The sequence below is a fragment of the Acinetobacter sp. ABJ-A23_2 genome (assembly GCF_044538765.1).
GTDB classification, from domain to species: domain Bacteria; phylum Pseudomonadota; class Gammaproteobacteria; order Pseudomonadales; family Moraxellaceae; genus Acinetobacter; species Acinetobacter nosocomialis_A.
In genome coordinates this window covers 1-11,712 of record NZ_JBIUCP010000014.1, presented here as the reverse complement: position 1 = coordinate 11,712, position 11,712 = coordinate 1, and the positions used below count along the sequence as shown (strand labels likewise).

Genomic DNA, 11,712 nt, shown 5'->3' with positions numbered 1-11,712 from the left:
GACTATATTTTATTAAAAATAGACAGATTTGTCTATCTTGTTTGTATTAACTTCAGTTTTAACCTTAGTTTTATAACTATTTTATAGAAAAAATATAAAGCTAAAACTTAAGTAAATAGTAATAATTCAGTAGGACCTAGCCATAGAATTCAAATTATCATTATTAAAACAAATCATAATAAATCTCCCCTAAAGTCATATACTGAATAATTAGTATGAGTTTTCCCGTTATAACACTGACATAAAAAACCGCTCCACCACTGCATCTCTTTCATCTAAACAATCTGTACTTAAAAATTTAAACATTAAGCCATCGATTAGATTTAAAACCATGTCAGCACTTGGCCTTAAGTCACGGGTTTCAATACTAAAAATTAAGTCAAAAATTTCATGATGCAGCCATTTTCTATATTCAAGTGCCATACGGTAAGCCTGAGGATAAGTCACCTTAATTTCAAAAAAGGCTTTAAGTAACAAGTGGTATAGGCTGTTAGAGTTAGCATGTAAAACTATAATTTCTTTCAGTTTATCGGTTGGTGTGCGGTAATAGCTTGAATAAATAATAGCGAGTACTTCTTCTTTAAGTAGACTTTTTTGAAAGCCGATGCACATTTCAATCAAACCCTCTTTTGGGTGAAAGTAGTTATAAAGCGTGGCTTTTTGAACTTCTGACTCTTTAGCAATCAGGTCTACACCTGCTGTGTGAAATCCATAGGTTGTAAAGAGGCGAATGGAAGTTTGAATAACCTGTAATTTTTTGGAAGATGTTTCTAAATTTCGCATAGTTTTACCGTTATAAAATTCTTGTTGTTTCTAAAAGAGAAAAAGCCTGTGCCCTTTCTGGGAGAAAAAAGGCACAGCAAAGCCGTAAAGACTGTGCTTGGCACATCTCAAGTTTTATTGTTGATGCAAGTTTTTTGAGCCGTAATGACTTAAAGCCTGAAAACCCTAAAGGGCATCAAGCTGCTTTAAATTGTTAAGTTGTGTCGTTATAGCTTTTGGCAAAGTTTGCCAAGAAATGATGGATGTGCAAAGCCAACTCCTTTTTATTGGGAGTTCTGCCAAAACATTAAAATTATGGTGGCAGAACGAAAGGGGGTTGACGAACTGGTCACACGAGGCCAGCACACCCGTAGGTGTCCCCCTTCCGTCCTACCGCTACGAGAGGGAGACGAGGAGTTGCACAAAACTATCCCTCAGAAGGAATAATTCTGATACTCGTGTGATTGCGGTTCGTCAAAACCGACTGGCAATGTGGCCAGCAGGCAAAGAATAGTTCCCAACCTTCTCACAGTCAAGCACACAAAATGACATTTGTTTTAAATTAGATCATTAAAAAGTAAGGATAAATAATTAACAAGTTATTGTTAATTTGAGGTTTATAAAGCAGCTTAGTGATAGGCTGCTTTGAAACTATACAAGTATTTTGTATAAGGGAGGATTATGTTGATTTTAGAAATAGTTTGAACAGCAACCTCTAATAATCTTTGATTGTTTCTTTTTAAGAAGAATTAAAAATCCCCAATAACATAGACCAGGAAATAATATAAATATAATAAAAGTTATATCGGTATACATCATCCACCATTTTAGAGGTGCTTCTCCCTCCATAGATTCCATATAATTTATTTTTGGAGAAATTTCTCCTGTAAAAAGCCATCCTAAGAAAAAGAAAAATAGCGAGATAATAATTGCCGAATTAATACAGATGGTCCACAAGTTTAGATAATTATAATGATTTAAAAGAATTGAAAAAATAAAGCTAAAGGGTACGGTCAAAATACAATAAGCTAAATAAACAAGACTATAACCTACAATACCAAGAAAAAATGCAAAAAATATATCTAAGCTAAGTCTAACGTTATCCACATCCATAAATTTAAAAAAGAAATGCCATAAAAGTAATGGCAATGGAGTCAGCAATAAAGCTTTTTTAATTTGTTCACTTGAGTATTTCATTAACTTGATGTTCTTATGTATTCAACAATTATATTATGATTATATATTATTAAAGAAAGCCATAAATAATTCACTTAATAAATTTTAATTAAAATACAATGTACTAAATAAAACAAAGCTAAGCTCCGATTATCATAGCTTAGCTTTGCTTTGCAAAATAATTTTAATTAAAAAATTACTTATTTGATGTCTGCAAATTCAGAAACAGGTTTGTTCACTTCAACTTTTGTGCCACCGAATTTTTCACTTACGAATTTTTGCACTTTCGGTAAGTGGTAAAGTTCACCAAGTTTCGTATAGATCGGGTCATTTTTGTTGGCTTCAGCTACACCCAATAAATTGACATAAAGCTTAGTAGACTGGTCAATAGGCTCACGGAAGATAGCATCTTTCATTACATTAAGACCACCCTCAAGTGCCAATGTATTACCAAGTACAATTGCATCTACGTCGTTTTTAACACGAACTGCTGTAGTCATTTGAATTGGTTTTAATTGTAAATTTTTAGGGTTTTCAGCAATGTCGTTCGTAGTCCCTTTTACAGGATCAAAGTTTGGTTTAAGTTTAATCAGTTTAGCTGATTGTAATAATATTAATGCACGAGCTTCGTTAGCAGTATCATTTGGAATTGCAATGGTCGCGCCTTGTTGGAATTCATCAACAGTTTTAATTTTATTTGCATAAATACCCATTGGTTCCAAGTAAGTTGTCGCAACAGCTGCAACTTTCGCTGTATTTGAAGCATTGTAAGCTGCCAAATAGTTAAATGACTGGAACGCATTTACATCTTGTTCACCATTTGCGACAGATGTATTGAGCACAACATAGTCAGTCAAATTGGTAACTTGAAGTTTAATACCCGCTTCTTTAGTCTCTGGAAGCGTTGCAACGTATTTCCATACATCCGTATCTGAACCTGTTGAAACCAGTTTAATTGTTCGAACTGACTCACCTTTGTCTTTAGCTGGTGCAGTATTTTCAGTTTGTGCAGGTTGTTTATTACATGCAGTCAGTGTTAGTACAGATGCGCTGAACAATACACTAAATAATTTTTTCATAGGTAAATCCTAAAATAGGAAACGCCTACCCTACAAAAGAGTGAGACATTTCCAACCATTGGGTCGAAATGCAATATTTGGCCGGAAATAATTTCCAGATATAGGGTTTAGAAGCCTGAATTCAGCACTATTCATTCCTTGAACTTGCTCGCTAAACAATAGAATTATGTTTTGAAACAGTCTCTAAATATGGGATCATCATATATCAACAAGTGAATATTCTACAAATAACTTGTTCAATTCTGATATATAGTCATGCTCACAGCAACATATTGAAAACATAAACATTTTTCAAATAATACATACATATTTGATTTATATGAAATTTTCAGGATTTGTTATCAATATTTAAGCTAAATATTATTCCCTCAGCAATGAATTCGCTAATGTTAAAAAAGTTACTGCAAACCCTTTCAGATCAAACAAAGAGAAGTACTCTCCTCAACATCCTCATAAGTGTTTAACCCACTAACTAAACCTATCGGGTCACGTTCAACACAACGTTTAGTGATCGGATCATAATCACGGAAGTAATGTAGAATAAGCCTACCTCTCCTTCATAATATTGATGAGCATGTAATGTAGGAGAATGAGATTCCAGTCAATCAACAACGCATTATTAAACTGGATCACCTACCTTAAGAAAATTTAATTTAACAATAGATAACTGAATACATAAGATCATGTTTTATCAATTATATTAAACCCATAATCTTCAAATATGTCTTTGATATACTTCTTTGAATCAAAAACAGGAGAATCAAAGAATAGAAAGGTCGCTCCATAATCAATGACGCACAACTCCTGAATAAAAACTAGATCAGAATTCTCAATTAATTCAAATAATGAAAATTTAGGAACATGGAGTAGTTCTCTATTATATCTTTTTCTAAGAATGTTCCCCATATTTGAAGTAGTAAAATCTAAAATCTTATTTTTCAAAAAAAAGTTTGGACCCATTATACATGTTGAAAAATTTTTAAAATAATTACCATATTTGTATTCAAAATGAGCAGTTATTATATCATTTGGAATATCAAAGAATGTCTCTCTTCCACAATAAATTTTCCCTTTTTTCAGTTCTATATTTGTGTACTCATATGTTTTATCAATACTTCGCTCACCATTATTATCTTCGAAGTAAAGCCTGTAAGCATTAACAGGCTTGTTTTCTTCTTCTATGAAAAGTTCTTCCTCTATCAAAATTGCTTTAATCAAAATGATCCCCTTTTATATTTAACAATACCTACTGATATACCATTTTTGTATACATGAAGATGGGGGCAATCATGATGCTCTACCCCTGGCTGATGGCTATGTCCATCAGGATGGTCTTCTATCCAACTCTTTTGCCATACGCAACCATAACCTAAATGTGTAGCTCCAACAGATTTTAGACCTGCATAACATTTCCCTTGACTCGTTTTATTTAAACTAGAATCATTAACGGGTCTGTTGTAACGGTTCTTTCTAGAGATGTGAGCCATAGTCTGTGCAACAGTATATGCTTGTACTCTGCTATAAGGACCACAATCATTTCCTTTTTCACATTTTTCTTCTTTAGGCTTACTTTCAGGAGTAGCTCCAGTATCAGGCATATTATAAATTAAACTAATAGCCAAACCCAAATTAACGGTTTCACCTAAGCCAAGAACTGGAATTGCTGCCGCCAGACCCTCCGGATCAACTAAAGATAAAGCATTCGCTCCAACATACCCATAAGTATTTAATCCACCATCTAAACCTATCGGGTCACTTTCAATATAACGTCCAGTGATCGGGTCATAGTCACGGAAATAATTGTAAAATAAGCCTACTTCCGCATCATAGTACTGTCCTGCATGCCTAAGTGGGAAAATGAGATTTCCTGTTGGTAATACATCACCAAATTGATCACCTTCCCAACGCCATACAATCTGATTGTGATTATCAGAGATCGCTCTCGGTGTACCTAAATGATCAGTATGAACTCTCAAGATTTCATTTGGATATTGATAACTTCGTAAGCCCACTAAACGATTTTCTAACCAGATATATTCTCGTATCACTGCACCTTGTGGTGTGTATTCGCCAAGTAACTGTCCATTTTCATCATAGACAAATAAAATTTGGGTTTGGTTACCTGCATTACTACCAATTTTTTGAATACGTTGTCCAAAAGCATCATAAATATTAAAACTACTACTCGTCCCAGTACTAATCTCTTCACTTCGCCCTTGTGCATTATAAGTATAACTTCTTACCCCATCATTAATGATCTGACCTGTTGCCAAATAGGTATATGCTCTACTGTTCTTTCCTTGGGTAATGCTATTGATATGGTTATTGCTTGTCTGAATGACATAATTTTCCGTCGTATTAACACTATTTTCGATTTGATTACGAACTAGACGGTTACTATTAGCATCATAATTATATTTAAAAGTTTTGGTTGCTAAGTTTTGTTCAATTAAACGGCTCAATGCATCATGCTTGTAGCTGCTGCTAATATTACTATTGTTCGGATCAGTAATAGCTAAGATTCGATCTGCAACATCATAGCTATAGTTCTTTTCATAGACATTTGGCATGAATATCTTTTGAATTCTTCCATCCAAATCATATTGAAATTGTACTTGGTCACCTACCTGACTATATTTCCAACCTTTAATACCATTAACTGAAGTTTGAATATTACTGATAAATGACTGATTATTTAGCCTTATTCCAGTTATTTGTCCCTTGTCATCATAGTCATAGTTGACAATATTACCGCTTGGTAATCCTACCTGACTAAGTTTTCCACCCAAACTATAACCATAATAAACCTTAAGTTCAGGCGCGGCATTTTGCTGCGTAGTCAAATATTTAATCGTTTTCTGTCTAACCTGTCCCAAATCATTATAATTAAAAAATATTTCTGCCCGTTTATTATTTGCCTGCGCTAATCTACCTTGATCTTTACCTGTCTGCCCATAGGCAAAACTGGTCTCTTCATATTGGTCTGTACCATCATTATATTGATCCTGCTGTAACGTAACTCGTCCTTGGGCATCATATTGGTATCGATGTCTACGCTGATTAGCATCCACTTTTTCCAGTAGTTTGCCATTTTGATATTGGTAAGTACTTGTGCCTGTATCTGGGCTATTTTGTTGGGTCATCTCACCAAAGGCGTTATATTGATAAGTCGTAGTCCCACCTTTAGCATCAATGACTTTTTTAAGTTGGTCTAAAGCATCGTATTCATATTGACTGCTTTGGTTCAGTGGATCAGTTTCTTTAATTTGGCGGCCCAACACATCATAATTATAACTATAACTTTGATTGAGGGCATTTTTATCACTAATCTGTTGGTCATAGGTATTATAGGACAGGGTTTGAATCTGTTGGTTATTACCTAATGTTTGTTGTAAGCGTCCGAAGTTGTCATAGACTTGCTGATTTTTGACTTCTAACTGCCCTGCGATTCCATAAGCATCGGTTTGAATAATATCTCCATTATTATTCAAGGTATAAACTGTACGATTGCCAGATTGGTCCTTAACTTCTGTTAAACGGTGTGCACTGTCATATATATATTCAATTCGTTCCCCATCTGGCATGGTCGCAGCAGTCAATAACCCCCGTTGGTCATATTCATAACTCTTGATTGCTTGCTGTGCAGGGGCAGGGTTTACTACAACAATATATTTTTGCTCAGACTCATTATAGGGTATATTTTGGTCAAATAAGTTATACATGGCATTCACTAGAATTTGCCACCAACTCAAACCATCTTCACTATTTTGTTGTTGTAAGTTGTCACTAGTGATTATTTGTTTTTGTTGAATTATTCTCCCTGCGTCATCATAAACCAGTTCTGTGACTAATCCTGTACTAGTTTCAATATGAGTAGGCTGCCCATCTGCATTGTGTTGACTATATGTCGTTACAATACCTTTAGCATCTGTACTGCTTAGCAAATTGCCATTCTTTCCATCATATTGATATGTCGTAATTTCCCCATTTGGTATTGTCTGTTTAGTCATCTGACCGAAATTATTGTATTCATAACTCCAAGTTCGAGTTTCTTGAGTAGTTGAGTCAATAATAGATTTAGTTAAAGCATTACCTTGTGCATCATAAGTATATGCAGTTGTTCTAATCACCAATCCTTGTGAGATTTCCTGTATTTGAGTTGGTTTGGCAAAATCACTATGCCATGTGGTATTAATTGTTCTTTCTTGTGGCGTTCCCACCGCTTCTATGCGAGAGATTTCAAGGTTACGAGACAGATCATAGGTATAATTAGTTGTTAAACCTTTTTCAATTTTTTTGGTAACATTGCCTGCTATATCATAAGTATTTTGCTGCTGTAAAACATTCCCCCTAAACGTGTAATTAATTTTAGATATGTCTGATGCAGAGTTATAACTATAGTACCATTCGGTATTATTCGGATCTATTACTTTAGTTGAGCTGTTATTATAGATTAAAGTATAGCGTTGAGTATTGTCAGCATGTTCAGTAAATATTCCACGATCTCGAGCATCATAAGCATAGTTAGCGTATCTTTTTCCTGTTTCATCCGTAATTCCCGTCAGCAGATTCAAATTACCTGAGGGCGCTACAGTACTATTTTCACTATAGTGGTATATTTTTGTACCATAACCTGGCCGTGTGACACTAGTTAAGCGATTAGCATCATCATATTTATAGATAATTTGCTTATTATTAGGCAAAGTAACTGAGGCAATTGAACCTTGGGAATTATAGTTAAATTTAAGTACATGCCCAAATCTATCCACAACCTGGCTTAATACATTATTTATATAGCTCAGGTCATAAATTTTCCCATTATTATATTCAACTCGGATAAGTCTACCATACTCATTATAGATTTCTTTTTTCTCATCAAGATAAGTAACTTGCCAATAATTATTAAATAAAGGTTTAATTGTTATTTTTTTATTTTGATTTATTTTAAATAAAGTTTCAGTAGCATTTTTTTCAATATTAAAAGTAGTTTCAGAACCATCTTCACCAACAAGCACTCCCCAAGTATATTTAATATTTGGTTGAGTTTCTTTTCTTAAATATTCAAATTGATCAATTTTCTCACCATCGTTAGGATTTGGCATATACATCACCAACCGACTATTGAAATTATGCGTCCAAATAGGAGAAGAATCAGTTCGACTAGGTAGGCTTTGAAAAGTTCGATAAAACTTAAAATCACTTGTAGGAGATTGCCAATCTACTTCACGCTGGTATTTATTTCCAGTCATAATTGAACAAGGATTACCAACACTTAGAGAACATTGCCTAGGCGGTGATACAGGCCTACAGTAAAATGGTGGCGTCTTATTATAATCTATATCAACCTTAGCTGAATCTTGAGGACATTCCCAACCCACCTTCGGTCTACGTTTATAAAATCCCCACCCCCATTCATTAGTCCAAGTTTGACTTGGATTCGAGGATTTATGGACAAATGGGCCGTAAGTATTTAATCGAACTAAAGAGGGAAGATCATTCAATGGTACCTCAAGAACAGATAAAATATCCTCACTTTTAATATAATAAGAACCCACTGCAGACAAATCCCAGTTATTTGAGTTTGCTTGATATTTAAAAAAATCTTGTACAGCCTCAGCTAATGTAGAACGCCCTTCGGGTGGCGTCATATTAGTCGCACTAGAATAATTCCATGGGCCTGTATAATGTGGTGGTATTGGAGATATACACTCAGATGTCCCTGAGTTCTGCATACATGTACCTGCATCACTTAAAGAGACTGCCCCAGTAAAGATTATTAACGCAAAAAGGTTTTTTTTCATTTTTATGAAGAAATTGAAATATTTACAACATTGTAAACTTTAGTAAATATTTTAAAAAGCCCTATAAATTATTTTTTAAATAATTTTTCTTATGACATTAACTTTACTATAGAAATCTATTTTAAAGACTTATTAAGATTATTAAAAATAACTCCAAGCGCCCTAACTTCTAAGATAGTATGGTAGTTGTCCATGCGCTATAGCACCTATAGACTATAGTGTTACAATGCTGAGAAATCATATTTTCAAGAATAAAGATCTTTCCATAGCAACCTATAAAGAAAGATTTATTTACTCTAAGTATAGATCAATCATTAATCCAATTCTGTCAAAAATTTGAACTGATAATGGTAAAAAAGAATAGTAAGTTTGAAGTACTCTAGCTTTCTTAAAATTCCGATAATTTTTAAAAACTAGAATACTCGCAGTTTATATAAATAAAAACCAATTAACTCAAACTAAGTATTGATGAAATTGCGCTATATAACTCATCATTCGCCGATTCAATTTTGTTACTTTGCCAAGTAATATAGCCATCTGGTCTAATCAGTAAGCATTCATTTTCATCATTAGTCCAAGAGCGAGAAAGTTCTCCATAAGAGTCTTCGACCTCTCTTTTTGGGCCTACCTGTATAACTTTAATATCCAAGTTAAGCTGTTTATTAATTTTATCTACAGCAAGTTTCCATTTATCGCCTTGCAACCAATAGAATAGCGTAAACTTTCCATTTCCAATTAAGTCTAAAGTTGAGATTTTTCTATGATTTTTGACTAACCATACATGAGGAAGTTTATGGCCAGAAGTAAATGAGGGATAATAATAAAGATCTTCATCTCGACAAGAATTTAATTCATTTTCAATATTATGTTCTGCCCCAATAATTGCAGATGAATTATACCGTACATTAGTTTCTACTCCTAAAGCAGCAAACTCATAAGCTTTATATTCAATTGCAGATCTTAAATCACGGCGTTTAACAGCACCTTTCTCATTACTCTCACTTAAAGCATTAATGCTTTTTTGCATTGTCTCTGTACTGTACTTTCCATCTAACTCTAAAGCAGAAAATATAGTAGAGAACTCTCTAACACTTTGATTCGCTCGTTTAACAATTCGCTCACCAACGGGTGCTCTTTCTTCATTAAAACTGTCTAATAAACCACGACCCGCTTTGCCATTTAATACAAATGCTAATTTCCAACATAAATTATAAGCATCTTGTATAGATGAGTTTGAACCGAGTCCATTAGAAGGTGGATGACGATGGACAGCATCGCCAATACAGAAAACTCGTCCTTTCGAATATTGCTCTGCATACATTTCATTGACTGTCCATAACGACTTACTACTTATGCTTATTTCAATGTCGTTATCGCCAACAAGCTGTTTGCAAATCGCAATTGCCTCATCATCGGTAAGAGATGGTTCTTCTTTTTCAATGTCATACCCCCAAACAATCTGCCATTCATTCCAAGGTCTGACCATACGCAACAACCCTAGCCCAATCCCTCCAATATTTGCCCCAGGTTGTATAATCCACCAGAGGTAGCCAGGTCGATGTGAAACGTATTTTGTTAAATCGGCTTTAAAAATAATGCTGATACTGCCACTTTTTCCCATTTGACCAGCCATAGGCAAATCTAAATCTTTTACGACTTGGCTGCTTGCACCATCAGCTCCGATTAAATACTTACATCGGATTAAGTATGTTTCTTTAGTTAATCTATCTAAAACAGTGACTGTTACACCATGCTCATCTTGTACATGAGATAGATATTCCGTATCAAATCTTGGATGGCTACCTCGTGATGCAGCATTTGAAAGCAAAATAGGTTCAAATAGATGTTGAGGAAGATCGCACTGTTCACAGGGGCTCGCTTTAGCATACTCAGACATTCTTTCTGGATGATTCATTCCATAAGGAAAGCGTCCAATTTCATCACCCGTTAAAGATGTGCAATAAACAACATCTCCCATAACTTCTTTTGGTGCTGCTTTTGCGATTACTTCATCTGAGATCCCCAAGTCTCGGACAATTTCCATTGTTCTTTGACTGATATAATGGGCACGCGGACTGTTTGCCAACCATCTATATTTAGTTATTATGATATTTCTGATTCCATAAGTACTTAACATAAGTGCAGCAGAAGAACCAGCCGGACCACTCCCAACAATTAAAACATCAGTTTCTAACATTTTTATCCTATTACTTACATATTTTTAGCAGCTAAATAGTTATTGCATACATTTAAAGCAAATAAATATCTCAAACATAATATTGCTTTAAAAACTCTTTAGACCAATTGAAGGCAAAGTCTTTACTATATTAATTTTCAATAAATCTATAAAACATATAAAACAGACTCCTATATCTTTATAGATTTATTATTTCAACAAATAAGGTAAAGTTTAAAAAAACCAATAATCTAGAGCATAAAATAAATATAACATTTAGGTTTTGTTTATGACATTGGCAAATCCCTACACAATATATCTTTTCGGCGTACCATCTCTCTCAGAGATTTTTATTTTTAAACAAGGTTTTTATTTATTAAAACAGTATAATTTATACTTTTAAAAATATAATTATGAAGTCATTATGTTCTCAATTTTACTTTATACAAACGAATCTTATTAACACGATCAATAGGAATTATGAGTTATGGAAAAGCAAGACATGATATCGATTGTAGATAGATATTTTTCCAATACGATTTCTAATCTAACAAATTTTCCAATACATAAGCTAAAAAACGACCCCACTGAAAATGAAAATTCTTTCTTCTTTCTACATGACTTTGGTACTTATAAATTAGAAGCTAAATTCAATTATTGCGATGGTTTTCCACAGAAAATTGCTTTACTGATACATGGCGGAAATTCTGATTTAAGT

General features: G+C 33.9%; 6 protein-coding genes and 1 pseudogene. 1 reads left to right on the top strand and 6 read right to left on the bottom strand.

Translation table 11 applies throughout. From position 1 onward, the window contains the following. Positions 1-228: 228 nt before the first annotated feature. From ACH63V_RS06865 to ACH63V_RS06840, 6 genes are all read right to left on the bottom strand, one after another. Complete coding sequence (locus ACH63V_RS06865) at positions 229-783, bottom strand: TetR/AcrR family transcriptional regulator (protein ID WP_396463068.1); 555 nt, start codon at positions 781-783, stop codon at positions 229-231. Positions 784-1,452: 669 nt separating this feature from the next. Further along, on the bottom strand, positions 1,453-1,959 hold the full coding sequence (locus ACH63V_RS06860; RefSeq protein WP_396463067.1) for a hypothetical protein: 507 nt from the start codon (positions 1,957-1,959) through the stop codon (positions 1,453-1,455). A gap of 179 nt (positions 1,960-2,138) precedes the next feature. Next, complete coding sequence (locus ACH63V_RS06855; protein ID WP_396463066.1) at positions 2,139-3,017, bottom strand: MetQ/NlpA family ABC transporter substrate-binding protein; 879 nt, start codon at positions 3,015-3,017, stop codon at positions 2,139-2,141. Positions 3,018-3,698: 681 nt separating this feature from the next. Then, positions 3,699-4,235 (bottom strand): hypothetical protein, encoded by a 537-nt coding sequence (locus tag ACH63V_RS06850; RefSeq protein ID WP_396463065.1) that lies wholly within the window; start codon positions 4,233-4,235, stop codon positions 3,699-3,701. Continuing rightward, positions 4,232-8,665 (bottom strand): RHS repeat-associated core domain-containing protein, encoded by a 4,434-nt coding sequence (locus ACH63V_RS06845; RefSeq protein WP_396463064.1) that lies wholly within the window; start codon positions 8,663-8,665, stop codon positions 4,232-4,234. The genes ACH63V_RS06850 and ACH63V_RS06845 overlap by 4 nt, the downstream gene beginning before the upstream one ends. 601 nt (positions 8,666-9,266) lie before the next feature. Then, positions 9,267-11,015, bottom strand: coding sequence for an FAD-dependent oxidoreductase (locus ACH63V_RS06840; RefSeq protein ID WP_396463063.1), 1,749 nt, complete (start codon positions 11,013-11,015; stop codon positions 9,267-9,269). A 466-nt stretch (positions 11,016-11,481) separates the two neighbouring features. Here ACH63V_RS06840 and ACH63V_RS06835 point away from each other — a divergent pair. After that, a pseudogene (locus tag ACH63V_RS06835) lies at positions 11,482-11,712 on the top strand (alpha/beta hydrolase); the annotation flags it as partial.